Source organism: Pseudomonas sp. Irchel s3a12 (genome assembly GCF_900187485.1).
Classification (GTDB): Bacteria; Pseudomonadota; Gammaproteobacteria; order Pseudomonadales; family Pseudomonadaceae; genus Aquipseudomonas; species Aquipseudomonas neuropathica.
Map to the genome: position 1 here is coordinate 24,115 of NZ_FYDN01000019.1, position 15,173 is coordinate 39,287.

Here is a 15,173-nt window from a genome sequence, read left to right on the forward strand (position 1 = left end):
TCACACCCCGCTCGTCACGGTGTCGTGCAGCGGGATCATCGCTTCCCGCGCCCAGCGTGCGCTCAGGCGCTGGCCGGTCTGATGCTGGGCACTGCTGTCGATCCACTGGTTGTTGGCGTGGCTGATGCTCAGGGTCTGGCCGTTTTCCAGGGTCAATTCATAACGCGTGGCGCTGCCCTGATACTGAATGTCGTGGAGCAAACCGCTGACTTCGATTTCATGGCTGGCCAAGGGGCCTTCGGCGAAACGCACATGTTCCGGACGAATCGAAAACGGCTGCGGATGACCGCTGATTTGGCGTGCGAGATCGCCGCGAATCACGTTCGAGGTGCCGACGAATTCGGCCACGAAAGTGGTGGTCGGTTTCATGTACAGATTGCGCGGCGTGTCGACCTGCTCGATGCGGCCCTTGTTGAACACGGCGACGCGATCGGACATCGACAGCGCTTCGGTTTGATCGTGGGTGACGAAGATGAAGGTGATCCCGAGCTGGCGTTGCAGCTTCTTCAATTCGCTTTGCATTTGCTCGCGCAGTTTCAAATCCAGCGCGCCGAGCGGCTCATCGAGTAGCAGCACACGCGGGCGATTGACCAGGGCGCGGGCGAGGGCCACACGCTGGCGCTGACCGCCGGACAACTGCACCGGTTTGCGTGCGCCGTAACCGCCGAGGGCGACCATGTCCAAGGCTTCTTCGGCGCGTTTATGCCGCTCGTTTTTGCCGACGCCTTTGACCTTCAAACCGTAGGCGACGTTGTCGAGGACATTCATGTGCGGGAACAGCGCGTAGTCCTGAAACACCGTGTTGACGTCACGTTGATACGGCGGCAAACCGGCCGCTTCGGCGCCGTGGATACGGATCGAGCCGGCACTCGGTTGTTCGAAACCGGCAATCAGGCGCAGGCAGGTGGTTTTGCCCGAGCCGGAAGGGCCAAGCATGGAAAAGAACTCGCCGTCCTCGATATCGATGGAAACCCGGTCAACGGCCTTCACCTCGCCGAACTGCCGGGAAACGTTGGTGAACTGGACTGCAAGCGTCATGGTGCGGTGCTCCAAAAAGGCGAAGGCCGTCGCAGCGGCCCTGCCCAGCCTTTTGAAAAAACAGTCTTTCGAATGATCGTTCCCACGCTCTGCGTGGTAATGCTGCCTGTGACGCTCTGCGTCACCTCGTGCAAATGGACGCGGAGCGTCCGGTGATGCATTCCCACGCAGAGCGTGGGAGCGATCGGCATCTAACGGTGAATGCGATCCGCTTTGAGCTCCCTCTCCCTTCGGGAGAGGGCGGGGGGTGAGGGTGGCGGTTTCGGTCATTGCTCTGAGATCAAGAGCAAAGGCAAAAGCTACCCCCTCACCCCAGCCCTCTCCCCCAAGGGGGAAAGGGGGCAGGCCGCGTCGTTATTGAGAGCTAGCGGCCGCCCATGATCGCGATGTAGTCCTGGGTCCAGCGGCTATACGGCACAAATTTGCCACCCTCAGCCTGCGGGGTTTTCCAGAAGGCGATCTTGTCGAACTGGTCGAAGCCGTTGGTCTTGCAACCTTCCGCGCCAAGCAACTCACTCTCTTTGCACGCCGCAGGAACGGCCGGCAACGAACCAAACCACGCCGCCACATCGCCTTGGACTTTCGGTTTCAGCGACCAGTCCATCCACTTGTACGCACAGTTCGGATGCTTGGCCTCGGCGTGCAACATGGTGGTATCAGCCCAACCCGTAGCGCCTTCTTTCGGAATGGTCGAAGCGATCGGCTGTTTCTCGTTCATCAGGCCGTTGACCTGATACGGCCAGGCGCTGGAGGCGACCACGCCCTCATTTTTGAAGTCGCTCATCTGCACCGTGGTGTCATGCCAGTAGCGGTGGATCAACGGCTGCTGTGCGCGCAACAGATCAAGCACGGCTTTGTACTGATCTTCGGTCAGTTGATACGGATCCTTGATACCCAGTTCAGGCTTGGTCGACTTTAGATACAGCGCCGCATCTGCGATGTAGATCGGGCCGTCATACGCCTGCACGCGGCCCTTGTTCGGCTTGCCGTCGGGCAGATCCTGAGCGGTGAACACCACGTTCCAACTGCTCGGCGCAGTCTTGAACACGTTGGTGTTGTACATCAGCACGTTCGGGCCCCACTGGTACGGGGTGCCGTAAGTTTGCTTGTTGACTACGTACCACGGCGCATCTTTCAGGCGCGGGTCGAGAGTGTTCCAGTTCGCGATCAAGGCAGTGTTGATCGGTTGCACCCGCTTGCCGACGATCAACCGCAGCGAGGCATCACCCGACGCGGTGACCAGGTCGTAACCGCCCTTGGCCATCAAGCTGACCATTTCGTCCGAGGTCGCAGCGGTCTTCACATTGACCTTGCAGCCGGTTTCTTTTTCGAAACCGGTGACCCAGTCGTAAGCCTTGTCGCTCTCGCCACGTTCGATGTAACCCGGCCACGCAACGATATCCAGCTGACCTTCGCCAGCACCGACAGCCTTTAACGGCTCGGCCGCTTGCAGGCTGGCGCTGGCCAGCAGGGCCGTGGTGATTGCACTGAGCAGTGCGGTCTTGTGCACGAACATGGTTGAACCCTCTTCTTTAAATTATGGTCGGGGCAGTTGTGAACGCGGTGAAGCATGCCGTTGGCGGCTTGTTATTAGCGTAGTCAGAGATGCTGGCCGTGGCGGGCCATGATGTGCCGCACCACGCTGTAGTCCTGCAGCGAATCACTGGATAAGTCTTTGCCGTAACCGGAGCGCTTCAGCCCGCCGTGGGGCATTTCGCTGACCAGCATGAAATGGCTGTTGATCCAGGTGCAGCCGTACTGCAAGCGCGCTGCAACCTGCATGGCCTTGTCCAGATTCTGTGTCCAGACCGACGAGGCGAGGCCGTATTCGGAGTCGTTGGCCCAGTCGACGGCTTGGGCGAGTTCGTCGAAACGGGTCACCGTGACCACCGGGCCGAACACTTCGCGCTGGACGATTTCGTCGCTCTGTTTGCAACCGGCGAGCAGCGTCGGCTGATAGTAGAAACCGGCACCGGAGTGCACCGCCGCACCGGTCACGCGTTCGATGTGCGGCTGGCCGAGGGCGCGCTCGACGAAACTGGCGACGCGGTCGCGCTGGCGGGTGCTGATCAGCGGGCCGATCTCATTATCGGCATCACGTTTGCCGGCGAAGCGCAGGCTGCTGACGGCGGCGCCGAGTTCGGCGACCAATTTGTCGTGAATCCCGGCCTGCGCGTAGATCCGACAGGCAGCGGTGCAGTCCTGCCCGGCGTTGTAGTAACCGTAAGTGCGCACGCCATCGACCACGGCCTGGATGTCGGCGTCGTTGCAGACGATCACCGGGGCTTTGCCGCCGAGTTCGAGGTGCGTGCGTTTCAGGGTTTTCGCAGCGGCTTGAAGGATTTTCTGTCCGGTGACGATATCGCCGGTCAGCGACACCATGCGCACTTTAGCGTGGCCGACCAAATGGCTGCCAACGCCTTCGCCGCCACCGCAGATGATGTTGATGACCCCGCGCGGGAGGATTTCGGCCAGCGCTGGCGCCAGAGCGAGGATCGACAGCGGCGTGTGTTCGGACGGTTTGAACACCAGCGTGTTGCCGGCGGCGAGGGCCGGGGCGATTTTCCACGCGGCCATCATGATCGGGTAGTTCCACGGCGCAATCGAGGCGACCACGCCAATCGGATCGCGACGCACCATGCTGGTGTAGCCCGGCAGGTATTCGCCGCTGAGCTGACCGGTCTGGCAGCGCACGGCGCCAGCGAAGAAACGGAACACATCGACGGTCGCCGTCAAATCGTCCTGACGCGCCAGGTGCAACGGCTTGCCGCAGTTCAGCGATTCGAGGCGGGCGAGGTGGTCGGCGTGTTTTTCCACGGCGTTGGCGATCTCGAGCAACAGGTTAGAACGTTGCTGAGGTGTGGTGCGCGACCACTCGGCAAATGCGCGGTGGGCGGCGAGGATGGCGGCTTCGACTTGCTCGGTGCTGGCTTCGGCGATGTGCGTGAGGATTTCGCCGGTGGCCGGATTGAGAATCGGCTCGACAAAACCTTCCCCGGCGACCAGTTCGCCGTCAATCAACAACGCGGTACACATCGGGGTCTGCGCGCCAGCCATTTTCCGCGATCTCTTTTCTTGTGTGGCCATTGTTGCTCCCTGAAACCGGGAGCCGACCGTCTTATAGATGCAGCAAGACTAGTGCGCGGCTCCGAGGTCGACAAATACTAAATACTGAAGGCGGCATTCGATTAAATAGATGGCTTGCGCCCGCCGTGGGGTTGCTCACGGGCTACGGTCAGGAATGGGTCGACAAGAGCGGGGCGCGCAGTGCCACGTCGCCAGGCCAGGCCCACGTCCAAGGTCTGATTGAGGTCGGCGATGGGGCGCGCTTCGATGATGTCGCCCTCCAGCGACCATGGGCGGTAAGTCATGTCGGGTTGAATCGATACGCCCAGACCGGCGGCGACCAGACTTCGCACCGCTTCGGTCGAGGCGGTTCTCAAGGTGATTTTTGGCTGCAACCCGGCGCCGCGCCACAATCGCTGGGCATTGCGATCCATCTCATCGACGTTTAGCTGAATTAACGGCTCGCGGGCGACGTCGGCGAGGTTGATGCTGTCGTGTTCCAGCAGCGGGTGCTGGGCTGGCAACCATAAACGGTGGGGCGAGTGAGTCAGTACTTCAGTCTGCAAAGCGTGGCGATCTTCGAGGTTGGAGAGGATCAATACGCCGACATCGATCTCGCCACTGACCAGCAAATGCTCGATGTAGGGGCGTTCGTCTTCCATCACTCTGATTTCGACATTGGGATACGCGCGCTGAAAACGGGTGAGCAGATCCGCCAGGTAATAACCGGCGACGAGGCTGGTCACGCCGATGATCAACTGCCCGGCAACCTGATCAGTGCTCTGTTGCAAGCTGCGCTTGGCGTTATCCACCGTTGCCAGAATCAGGTGCGCTTGTCGTAGGAATTGATGACCTTGGTGTGTCAGCGTCATGCCCTTGGCGTGGCGGCTGAAAAGGCTGACGCCGATTTCTTCTTCCAGTTGCTGGATCGCCAGGGTCAGGGTTGATTGGGAAATAAACGCGGTTTGCGCGGCGGCGGAGATCGAGCCGGTTTCGGCCACAGCGATGAAATGACGGATCTGACGCAGGGTCATCATGAGAAGGGCTACCCAGTGGGCGGTTTTTATAGATTGGGCTGAGTGTATATCTATTTTCACGAACGGCTTGGGCGTACTGAGCAACATCTGGAAGCACACTCGCAAGCAGGGCTGGGGCACTTTCGAACTAGGCTGGAGGCCTTATAGATCCGGATAACCCCTGTTTTGGAGGCGGAACATGAACACCCGTGGATTGCTCGATCAACTACTCAAGTCCGGCCAGGATCTGTTGCAGAACAAGGCCGGTGGTTCGCAGAACAAATCGGCCAGCGGTGGCTTGGGCGGTTTGCTCAGCGGCGCTTCAGGCTCCGGTGGCCTTGGCGGTTTGCTCTCAGGCGCAGGTGGTGGCGCATTGGCGGCCGGCGCGATGGGTTTGTTGCTCGGTAACAAGAAAGTGCGCAAGGTCGGCGGGAAAGTCGCGATCTACGGTGGCCTCGCGGCGCTCGGTGTGCTGGCGTACAAGGCTTACGGCAACTACAACGCGCAAAAAGGCACCGCACCACAACGCGAACCACAAACCCTTGATCGCCTTCCACCCGCGCAAGCCGAGCAACACAGCCAAGCCATTCTCAAGGCGCTGGTCGCCGCCGCAAAGGCTGACGGCCACATCGATGACCGTGAGCGCCAACTGATCGAAGGCGAATTCACCAAACTCGACAACGACCAGGAACTGCAACACTGGCTGCACGCGGAACTCAATAAACCTCTCGACCCGACTGACGTGGCCCGCGCCGCGAGCACGCCGGAGATGGCGGCTGAGATGTACATCGCCAGCGTGATGCTGGTGGATGAGGAGAACTTCATGGAGAAGAGCTATCTGGATGAACTGGCGCGACAGTTGAAGCTCGAGCCGGGGTTGAAGTCGGAGCTGGAGAAGCAGGTGCGGCTGGCCTCTGTGTAGAGACGGCGTGTTTTAACAATCGCAACCCCTGTGGGAGCGAGCCTGCTCGCGAAAGCACCGGGTCAGACGACATCAATGTTGACCCTTCCGGCCTCTTCGCGAGCAGGCTCGCTCCCACAGGTTATTCCGGCGTGCACGGAGCCTGCTCGCGATGTTGTTTCAGCCTCACTGCATACGCCATGGCCGATCTATCGCCTCTTTTTGCCATTACCCCACTGGCACGCCCACCCGCAATTGTCGGACAGTCCCAGCCCAGAGCCCTCCCGCGACCAAGGCGGACAGGCCCGAGGGTTACAAAGCGTCTTATAAATGAAACACCGCCCTCGGCTATACTCCCCGCATTTCGACTAGGCACGAGGAATCACTGTGAAGAACTGGACGTTGCGCCAACGCATTTTGGCGAGCTTTGCGGTGATTATCGCCATCATGTTGCTGATGGTCGTCGTTTCGTATTCGCGACTGTTGAAGATCGAGGCCAGTGAAAACAGCGTGCGTGATGACGCGATTCCCGGCGTCTATTACAGCTCGATGATCCGTGGCGCCTGGGTCGACAGTTACATGCAGACGCAAGAACTGCTCGGACTCAAGGAAGGTCAGGGGGTTTCCAGCGAGGACGCGGCCGACTACAAGGCTTTCGAGGCGCGTTTGCAGGAGCAGATGGGGAACTATCGCAAGACCATGGCAACCGAGGAGGATCGTGTCGAGTTTGCCGCGTTCGAGAAGTACCACGACGCCTACCTCCAGATTCAGGATGCCGTGCTGGACCTGCACAAGCGCAACCTGGAAGCGGACGCGGTCAGGATGTTCCACGAAAAGCTGACGCCAGCCTGGTATTCCGGGCGCATGAAGCTCAACGACATCATCGGCGAGAACAAGAGAGTCGCCGATCAGGCCATGAACAATATCGACGATGCCGTGGCGGCCGCCAAAGTCAGCATGTTCATTTCACTGCTGGTCGCCGTCCTCGCCGCCGGCCTATGCGGTCTGTTGCTGATGCGCGCGATCATGGCGCCGATGAGCCGCATTGTGCAGATTCTCGAAACCATGCGCACCGGGGACCTCAGTTCGCGTCTCAATCTCGACCGCAAGGACGAGTTCGGCGCCGTCGAAACCGGCTTCAACGACATGATGACCGAGCTGACTGCGCTGGTATCCCAGGCGCAACGTTCGTCGGTGCAAGTCACCACCTCGGTGACCGAAATCGCTGCCACCTCCAAGCAACAACAAGCCACCGCCACCGAAACCGCCGCGACCACCACCGAGATCGGCGCGACTTCGCGCGAGATCGCCGCTACCTCGCGCGATCTGGTACGCACCATGACCGAAGTGTCCACCGCCGCCGATCAGGCCTCGGTGCTTGCCGGCTCCGGCCAGCAAGGCCTGGCGCGTATGGAAGACACCATGCACTCGGTGATGGGCGCGGCTGATCTGGTCAACGCCAAACTGGCGATCCTCAATGAGAAGGCCGGCAACATCAATCAGGTGGTGGTGACCATCGTCAAGGTCGCCGACCAGACCAACCTGTTGTCGCTCAACGCGGCGATTGAAGCCGAGAAGGCCGGTGAGTACGGCCGCGGTTTTGCCGTGGTCGCCACCGAAGTGCGACGCCTGGCGGATCAGACCGCTGTCGCCACTTACGACATCGAACAGATGGTGCGCGAAATCCAGTCGGCGGTATCAGCCGGGGTGATGGGCATGGACAAGTTCTCCGAAGAAGTGCGCCGTGGCATGTCCGAGGTGCAGCAGGTCGGCGAGCAGTTGTCGCAGATCATCCATCAGGTGCAGGCGCTGGCGCCGCGGGTGTTGATGGTCAACGAAGGCATGCAGGCTCAGGCCACCGGTGCCGAGCAGATCAACCACGCGCTGGTGCAGTTGGGCGACGCCAGCAGCCAGACCGTCGAGTCGTTGCGCCAGGCCAGTTTCGCCATCGACGAACTGAGCCAGGTAGCCGTCGGGCTGCGCAGCGGCGTTTCGCGATTCAAAGTCTGATGAGCGAAATCATCGCCAAACGCAGCGCCGCGCAGGTGGCGAAGCCGGCGTTGTTCCTGCTGTTTCGCATCGGCAGCGAGCGCTACGCCTTGCGCGCCACCGAAGTGGCGGAAGTGCTGCCGCGCCTGCCGCTCAAGCCAATCGCCCGGGCGCCGCAGTGGGTTGCTGGCGTATTTGCCTATCGCGGTGCGGTGGTGCCGGTGATCGACCTCAGTGCGCTGACCTTCGGCCATACCGCCGAGGCGCGCACCAGCACCCGTCTGGTATTGGTCAATTATCGGCCGGATGAAGCGCAACCCGCGCAATGGCTCGGGTTGATTCTCGAACAGGCCACCGACACCCTGCGTTGCCATCCGCAAGAGTTTCAGCCTTACGGCCTCGACAACCGCGCGGCGCCTTACCTCGGCCCGGTGCGTGAAGATGCCCAGGGATTGGTGCAATGGGTACGGGTCAATGACTTGCTCGATGACGCCGTGCGTACTTTGCTGTTCCCCGATCCGCCGCTGAGTCCGGCGCAGCTTGAGGCGCAGGCATGAGCAGCGATCAGCGTTTTTTCGACTTTCTCAAGGAACGCATCGGCCTCGATGTGACGTCGGTAGGGCCGGCGATCATCGAACGCGCCGTACGCCAGCGCACGACACTCTCGCAAGCGGCGCATGCCGATGAGTATTGGCAACTGCTGCAAGGCTCGCGAGACGAACAACAGGCGCTGATCGAAGCGGTGATCGTTCCGGAAACGTGGTTTTTCCGTTACCCGGAATCGTTTGCCACGCTGGGCAAGCTGGCGCGCAATCGCCTCGCCGAGCTGAATAACATGCGTGCGCTGCGCATCCTCAGCCTGCCATGTTCCACCGGCGAAGAACCCTATTCGATTGCCATGGCCTTGCTCGATGCCGGGCTCAAACCGCATCAGTTCAAGGTCGATGGCATGGACGTCAGCCCGCTGTCGGTGGAGAAGGCCCGGCGCGCGGTGTACGGCAAGAATTCGTTTCGCGGCCAGGAACTGGACTTTCGCGAACGGCACTTCACGCCTGAGCAGGACGGCCATCGGGTCAATGACGACGTGCGTGAGCAGGTGCGTTTGCAGGTCGGCAATGTGCTCGATCCGACGCTGCTGGCCAGCGAGCCGGCGTTCGATTTCGTGTTCTGCCGCAATCTGCTGATCTATTTCGATCAGCCGACGCAAAAACTGGTGTTCGAGGTGCTCAAGCGCCTGACGCATTTCGATGGCGTGCTGTTTATCGGCCCGGCCGAGGGCAGTTTGCTCGGACGTTTGGGCATGCGTTCGATCGGTATCCCGCAATCCTTCGCGTTCAGTCGCCATAGCGATCCGCACCCCGAGCCGTTGCCAACGCCCAAGCCCATCGTGGTGCCGGTCAGCCAACCGCCTCGCAGCGCGCAGCCAGCACCGGTGCGCACTCGACCGTTTGCCGCCGTAACGCCACTGCCGACCGCCAGCAAAAGTGCCAACCCGGACGCGGCGACCCTGCTGGCCAACATCGCTGCATTGGCCAACGAAGGCAAAAGTGCCGAGGCCCGCGCTGCCTGCGAACAGTATTTGCGCAGCCACGAACCGGTGGCCCAGGTGTTTTACTGGCTCGGCTTGCTCAGCGATGTCGCCGGCCTGACCCTCGAAGCTCAGGGTTTCTACCGCAAAGCGTTGTACCTCGAACCGCAACATCCCGAAGCGTTGATGCACCTGGCCGCGCTGCTGCAGGCTCAGGGCGATACAACGGGTGCCAGACGATTGCAGGAACGCGCCGCTCGCAGCGGCCGCACTGCCGACAGTGAGCGTAAACGATGATCCCGTCCGACACCTTGAACGTCACCCACGAAGACGCCCGGGCCATCGACGATTGCTGGAACCGCATCGGCATTCATGGCGACAAGTCCTGTCCGCTGCTCGAAGACCACATTCATTGCCGCAATTGTTCGGTGTATTCCGCCGCCGCCACGCGCCTGCTCGACCGTTATGCGTTGCAGCAGGACGAACGCGACCCGGTGGCGATCGCTGTGGAAAGCGACGTGAAAACCCGCTCGCTACTGATGTTCCGGCTCGGTGAAGAATGGCTGGGGCTGGCGACGCGCAGTCTCGTCGAAGTCGCGCCACTGCAGGCGATTCACTCGTTGCCGCACCAGCGCTCACGCGCATTGCTCGGTGTGGCCAATGTGCGCGGCGCGTTGGTGGCGTGCCTGTCGCTGGTTGAATTGCTCGATCTGGATGGCAACGCCGCGCCAGCCACCGGCGCGCGCATCATGCCGCGCATGCTGATCATCGCCGCCCATGGCGGGCCGGTGGTGGTGCCGGTGGATGAGGTCGACGGTATTCATGCCATCGACGAGCGCATTCTTGATGCCGCCTCGCAGTCCGGCGTGCAAGCCAGTGCCAAATACACCCGTGGTGTTCTGCAGTATCGCGGTCGTAGCCTGCGTTGGCTGGATGAAGAACAGCTGCTGTCCGCCGTGACCCGGAGCCTCACATGACCCCCGAGCAAATGCGCGACGCCTCGCTGCTTGAGCTGTTCAGCCTCGAAGCCGAAGCCCAGACCCAAGTGCTCAGCGCCGGATTGCTGGCGCTGGAGCGCAACCCGACCCAGGCCGATCAACTGGAATCGTGCATGCGCGCGGCGCATTCGCTCAAAGGCGCGGCGCGAATTGTTGGCATCGACAGCGGCGTCAGCGTCGCCCATGTCATGGAAGATTGCCTGGTCAGCGCGCAGGAAGGGCGCTTGTTGCTGCGGCCCGAACATATCGATGCGCTGTTGCAGGGCACCGATTTGCTGATGCGCATCGCTACACCGGCCAATGCGCCGCAGCCGAGCGATATTGAAACTTATGTGGCGTTGATGGCGGGTTTGCTCGATCCGTCGACGCCGCTGGCAGCGTTCGTTGCGCCGCCGATGGCCGAGTTGCAACTTGAAGCGCCGCCCGTATTTGAACTGACGCCAGCGCCGATCATCGAAGCCCCGGTCGAAACCTCTGAATCGGCGCCACGCAAAAGCAAACGCACCACCGAAGGTGGCGAGCGGGTGCTGCGGGTCACCGCTGAACGGCTGAACAGTTTGCTCGATCTATCGAGCAAGTCGCTGGTGGAAACCCAGCGCCTCAAACCGCATCTGGCGACCATGCAGCGCCTCAAACGCATGCAGAACAACGGCTTGCGTGCGCTGGAAAATCTCAACGTGCACCTCAAGGAACACGCGCTGAGCCTTGAAGCGCTCGAAGCCTTGGAAGACGCGCGGCGTTTGCTCGCCGAATCCCAGCAATTGCTGAGCGAGAAAAACGCCGAACTCGACGAGTTCGCCTGGCAGGCCAGCCAGCGCGCACAAGTGCTCTATGACACGGCGTTAGCCTGCCGCATGCGGCCCTTTGCGGACGTGCTGACCGGTCAGGTGCGCATGGTCCGCGATCTGGGCCGCAGCCTCGGCAAGCAGGTGCGGCTGGAGATCGAAGGCGAGAAAACCCAGGTCGATCGCGATGTCTTGGAAAAACTCGAAGCGCCGCTCACCCATTTGCTGCGCAACGCTGTCGATCACGGTATTGAAACCCCTGAGCAGCGTCTGCTTAAAGGCAAATCAGAAGAGGGCCTGATCCGCCTGCGCGCCTCGCATCAGGCCGGCCTGCTGGTGCTGGAATTGAGCGATGACGGCAATGGCGTCGATCTGGAAAAGGTCCGCCGCAGCATTGTCGAGCGGCAGCTATCCCCAGCGGAAACGGCGGCGCAGTTGAGCGAGGAAGAACTGCTGACGTTCCTGTTTCTCCCCGGTTTCAGCCTGCGCGACACGGTCACCGAAGTGTCCGGGCGGGGCGTCGGCCTCGATGCTGTTCAACACATGGTTCGCCAGTTGCGCGGTGCGGTGGTGCTGGAGCAGACGGCGGGCGAGGGCAGTCGCTTTCATCTGGAGGTACCGCTGACCTTGTCGGTGGTACGCAGTCTGGTGGTGGAAGTTGGCGAAGAGGCCTACGCCTTCCCACTGGCGCACATCGAACGCATGTGCGATCTGGCGCCGGAGGACATCGTGCAGGTCGAAGGCCGTCAGCATTTCTGGCACGAAGGCCAGCACGTCGGGCTGGTTGCGGCCAGCCAGTTGCTCAACCGCCCGGCCAGCCAGAACACCGGCGAAACCCTTAAAGTCGTGGTGATCCGCGAGCGTGATGCGGTTTATGGCGTTGCCGTGGAGCGCTTCATTGGCGAGCGCACGCTGGTGGTCTTGCCACTCGATGAGCGTCTGGGCAAAGTGCAGGACATCTCCGCCGGCGCTTTGCTTGACGACGGTTCGGTGGTGTTGATTGTCGACGTCGAAGACATGCTGCGCTCGGTGGACAAACTGCTCAATACCGGGCGCCTTGAGCGCATCGCGCGTCATGGCAATCAAGCCGCCGAGGCGGCGCGCAAGCGGGTGTTGGTGGTCGACGACTCGCTGACCGTGCGCGAACTGCAACGCAAACTGCTGCTCAATCGCGGCTACGACGTCGCGGTGGCGGTGGACGGCATGGACGGTTGGAACGCGCTGCGTTCGGAGGACTTCGATTTGCTGATCACCGACATCGACATGCCGCGCATGGACGGCATCGAGCTGGTCACCCTGCTGCGCCGCGACAACCGCCTGCAATCGCTGCCGGTGATGGTTGTGTCATACAAGGATCGGGAAGAGGACCGCCGCCGTGGCCTCGATGCCGGCGCCGACTATTATTTAGCCAAAGCCAGTTTTCATGACGACGCCCTGCTCGACGCAGTGGTCGAGCTTATTGGAGGAGCGCGGGCATGAAGATCGCCATCGTCAACGACATGCCCATGGCGGTGGAGGCCCTGCGCCGGGCGCTGGCCTTCGAGCCGGCGCATCAGGTGGTCTGGGTCGCCCGCAACGGTGCCGAGGCAGTGCAACTGTGCGCTGAAAATACTCCGGACCTGATCCTGATGGACCTGATCATGCCGGTGATGGACGGCGTCGAAGCCACGCGCCGGATCATGGCCGAAACCCCGTGCGCGATCGTCATTGTGACGGTCGATCGCCAGCAGAACGTGCACCGGGTCTTCGAAGCCATGGGGCACGGCGCGCTGGACGTGGTCGATACCCCGGCTCTCGGCGCCGGCAATGCGCAGGAAGCGGCGGCGCCGTTGCTGCGTAAAATCCTCAATATTGGCTGGCTGATCGGCGACAAGCCGCAACGCTCACGCCCGGCGCCTACACCCCAGCGCAGCTCCGCTTCGTGCAAGCGGCTGGTGGCGATCGGATCGTCTGCGGGCGGCCCGGCAGCGCTGGAAGTCTTGCTCAAAGGCCTGCCCCGTGACTTCTCGGCGGCAATTGTGCTGGTGCAGCACGTCGATCAGGTGTTCGCCGCCGGTATGGCCGAATGGCTGGCCAGCGCCAGCGGCCTCGATGTGCGTCTGGCCCGCGAGGGCGAACCGCCGCAGGCCGGCGCGGTGCTGCTGGCCGGCACCAATCACCATATTCGCTTATTGAAAAACGGCACGCTGGCCTACACCGCCGAGCCGGTCAACGAGATCTACCGCCCCTCGATCGATGTGTTTTTCGACAGTGTCGCCAGTTATTGGAATGGCGACGCGATCGGGGTTTTATTGACCGGGATGGGACGCGACGGCGCGCAAGGGCTTAAGCTCATGCGCCAGCAGGGTTACCTGACCATCGCGCAGGATCAGCAAAGCAGTGCGGTGTACGGCATGCCCAAGGCTGCTGCGGCGATTGATGCCGCGGTTGAAATTCGTGCACTGGAAAAGATAGCGCCACGATTGCTGGAGATTTTTCCCAAATGAACAGGTTTATCCGCAATCCTGGCCCCCGCAGTACACAGGTGACCGCCCATGAATGACTTACAGATCGACGACATTAAAACCGACGAAAACGCCGCCATGGTGTTGTTGGTGGACGATCAGGCGATGATCGGCGAAGCGGTGCGCCGTGGGCTGTCGAATCAGGAAAACATCGACTTTCACTTCTGCTCCGACCCGCAGCAGGCCATCGCGCAGGCCGTGCGGATCAAGCCGACGGTGATTCTGCAGGATCTGGTGATGCCCGGCCTCGATGGCCTGAGCCTGGTGCGCGAATACCGCAATCACCCGGCGACCAAGGACATCCCGATCATCGTCCTGTCGACCAAGGAAGACCCGCTGATCAAGAGCGCGGCGTTCTCCGCCGGCGCCAACGATTATCTGGTGAAACTGCCGGACACCATCGAGCTGGTGGCGCGCATCCGCTATCACTCGCGCTCGTACATGACGCTGCTGCAACGCGATGCCGCGTACCGTGCGTTGCGCGTCAGCCAGCAGCAATTGCTCGATACCAATCTGGTGCTGCAACGGCTGATGAACTCCGATGGTCTGACCGGGCTGTCCAACCGCCGCCACTTCGACGAGTACCTGGAACTGGAGTGGCGGCGTTCGCTGCGCGATCAGAGCCAGCTGTCGTTGTTGATGATCGATGTCGATTACTTCAAGTCCTACAACGACAGCTTTGGCCATGTTGAAGGCGACGAAGCGCTGCGCAAGGTCGCCACGGCGATCCGCGAGGCCAGCGCCCGACCTTCGGATCTGCCGGCGCGTTATGGCGGTGAGGAGTTTGTGCTGGTGCTGCCGAACACCTCGCCGGGCGGCGCGCGGCTGGTGGCGGAGAAACTGCGCCAGACCGTGGCCTCGCTGAAAATTCCGCACAACACCCCGGCGGAAGGGGCGAGCCTGACGATCAGTATTGGCCTGGCGACCATGGTGCCGCAGGCGGGTAGTGATTGTCGGTTGCTGATTTCGGCGGCGGATCGTGGGTTGTATCTGGCGAAGAACAGTGGGCGTAATCAGGTTGGGATCGAGTAACGGCTTTCCCCTCACCCCAGCCCTCTCCCCGAGGGAGAGGGGGCCGACGGAGGTGTCTGGCGCTGTACATCGACCTGATCGAACGAATCGATTATGGATCTTCAAGCTTGGCAGTTCCGGATTCAGCTAAGCCCTTTCACGTCGGCGTATCTCCCGAACACCCCCCAATCAGTCCCCTCTCCCTCCGGGAGAGGGCTAGGGTGAGGGGCAGGCCCATGCGCCAATTTCCGCTTGAAATCCTTGGCGATTATGGATTCGGCAAAGCCCTTTCACGTCGGTGTACCTCCCGAACATCCCCCAATCAGTCCCCTCTACC

General features: G+C 61.5%; 12 protein-coding genes. 8 read left to right on the forward strand and 4 right to left on the reverse strand.

Annotation, left to right across the window (positions count from 1 at the left end):
- The 4 genes from CKW14_RS26500 to CKW14_RS26515 form a co-directional block, all read right to left on the reverse strand.
- Positions 1 to 1,038 carry an ABC transporter ATP-binding protein gene (locus CKW14_RS26500; RefSeq protein WP_095050360.1) on the reverse strand — a complete coding sequence of 346 codons (1,038 nt, stop codon included), beginning with the start codon at positions 1,036 to 1,038 and terminating at the stop codon, positions 1 to 3.
- A gap of 364 nt (positions 1,039 to 1,402) precedes the next feature.
- Complete coding sequence (gene ydcS / locus CKW14_RS26505; protein WP_095050361.1) at positions 1,403 to 2,554, reverse strand: putative ABC transporter substrate-binding protein YdcS; 1,152 nt, start codon at positions 2,552 to 2,554, stop codon at positions 1,403 to 1,405.
- A gap of 83 nt (positions 2,555 to 2,637) precedes the next feature.
- Complete coding sequence (locus CKW14_RS26510; protein ID WP_095050362.1) at positions 2,638 to 4,095, reverse strand: gamma-aminobutyraldehyde dehydrogenase; 1,458 nt, start codon at positions 4,093 to 4,095, stop codon at positions 2,638 to 2,640.
- Positions 4,096 to 4,226: 131 nt separating this feature from the next.
- Positions 4,227 to 5,141, reverse strand: coding sequence for a LysR family transcriptional regulator (locus CKW14_RS26515; protein WP_053117503.1), 915 nt, complete (start codon positions 5,139 to 5,141; stop codon positions 4,227 to 4,229).
- Positions 5,142 to 5,319: 178 nt separating this feature from the next.
- Here CKW14_RS26515 and CKW14_RS26520 point away from each other — a divergent pair, with 178 nt between their 5' ends.
- The 8 genes from CKW14_RS26520 (at position 5,320) to CKW14_RS26555 (ending at position 14,857) form a co-directional block, all read left to right on the forward strand.
- Positions 5,320 to 6,042, forward strand: a complete 723-nt coding sequence (locus tag CKW14_RS26520) for a tellurite resistance TerB family protein (protein WP_095126467.1) — start codon at positions 5,320 to 5,322, stop codon at positions 6,040 to 6,042.
- Positions 6,043 to 6,408: 366 nt separating this feature from the next.
- Entirely contained in the window at positions 6,409 to 8,031 is a 1,623-nt protein-coding gene (locus tag CKW14_RS26525) for a methyl-accepting chemotaxis protein (RefSeq protein ID WP_095126468.1), read from the forward strand.
- Positions 8,031 to 8,567 carry a chemotaxis protein CheW gene (locus CKW14_RS26530; RefSeq protein ID WP_095050365.1) on the forward strand — a complete coding sequence of 179 codons (537 nt, stop codon included), beginning with the start codon at positions 8,031 to 8,033 and terminating at the stop codon, positions 8,565 to 8,567. The genes CKW14_RS26525 and CKW14_RS26530 overlap by 1 nt, the downstream gene beginning before the upstream one ends.
- Complete coding sequence (locus tag CKW14_RS26535; RefSeq protein ID WP_095126469.1) at positions 8,564 to 9,835, forward strand: CheR family methyltransferase; 1,272 nt, start codon at positions 8,564 to 8,566, stop codon at positions 9,833 to 9,835. Before CKW14_RS26530 ends, CKW14_RS26535 begins: the two co-directional genes overlap by 4 nt.
- Positions 9,832 to 10,515, forward strand: coding sequence for a chemotaxis protein CheW (locus CKW14_RS26540; protein ID WP_095126470.1), 684 nt, complete (start codon positions 9,832 to 9,834; stop codon positions 10,513 to 10,515). Before CKW14_RS26535 ends, CKW14_RS26540 begins: the two co-directional genes overlap by 4 nt.
- Positions 10,512 to 12,800 carry a hybrid sensor histidine kinase/response regulator gene (locus tag CKW14_RS26545; RefSeq protein ID WP_095050368.1) on the forward strand — a complete coding sequence of 763 codons (2,289 nt, stop codon included), beginning with the start codon at positions 10,512 to 10,514 and terminating at the stop codon, positions 12,798 to 12,800. Before CKW14_RS26540 ends, CKW14_RS26545 begins: the two co-directional genes overlap by 4 nt.
- Positions 12,797 to 13,807, forward strand: coding sequence for a chemotaxis response regulator protein-glutamate methylesterase (locus tag CKW14_RS26550; RefSeq protein WP_095126471.1), 1,011 nt, complete (start codon positions 12,797 to 12,799; stop codon positions 13,805 to 13,807). The genes CKW14_RS26545 and CKW14_RS26550 overlap by 4 nt, the downstream gene beginning before the upstream one ends.
- 48 nt (positions 13,808 to 13,855) lie before the next feature.
- Complete coding sequence (locus CKW14_RS26555) at positions 13,856 to 14,857, forward strand: PleD family two-component system response regulator (protein ID WP_095126472.1); 1,002 nt, start codon at positions 13,856 to 13,858, stop codon at positions 14,855 to 14,857.
- Positions 14,858 to 15,173: the final 316 nt, after the last annotated feature.

Coding starts and splice junctions, on each gene's coding strand:
- CKW14_RS26500 (WP_095050360.1), bottom strand. CDS start 1,038: ATGACGCTTGCAGTCCAGTTCACCAACGTTTCCCGGCAGTTCGGCGAG.
- ydcS (WP_095050361.1), bottom strand. CDS start 2,554: ATGTTCGTGCACAAGACCGCACTGCTCAGTGCAATCACCACGGCCCTG.
- CKW14_RS26510 (WP_095050362.1), bottom strand. CDS start 4,095: ATGGCTGGCGCGCAGACCCCGATGTGTACCGCGTTGTTGATTGACGGC.
- CKW14_RS26515 (WP_053117503.1), bottom strand. CDS start 5,141: ATGATGACCCTGCGTCAGATCCGTCATTTCATCGCTGTGGCCGAAACC.
- CKW14_RS26520 (WP_095126467.1), top strand. CDS start 5,320: ATGAACACCCGTGGATTGCTCGATCAACTACTCAAGTCCGGCCAGGAT.
- CKW14_RS26530 (WP_095050365.1), top strand. CDS start 8,031: ATGAGCGAAATCATCGCCAAACGCAGCGCCGCGCAGGTGGCGAAGCCG.
- CKW14_RS26535 (WP_095126469.1), top strand. CDS start 8,564: ATGAGCAGCGATCAGCGTTTTTTCGACTTTCTCAAGGAACGCATCGGC.
- CKW14_RS26540 (WP_095126470.1), top strand. CDS start 9,832: ATGATCCCGTCCGACACCTTGAACGTCACCCACGAAGACGCCCGGGCC.
- CKW14_RS26545 (WP_095050368.1), top strand. CDS start 10,512: ATGACCCCCGAGCAAATGCGCGACGCCTCGCTGCTTGAGCTGTTCAGC.
- CKW14_RS26550 (WP_095126471.1), top strand. CDS start 12,797: ATGAAGATCGCCATCGTCAACGACATGCCCATGGCGGTGGAGGCCCTG.
- CKW14_RS26555 (WP_095126472.1), top strand. CDS start 13,856: ATGAATGACTTACAGATCGACGACATTAAAACCGACGAAAACGCCGCC.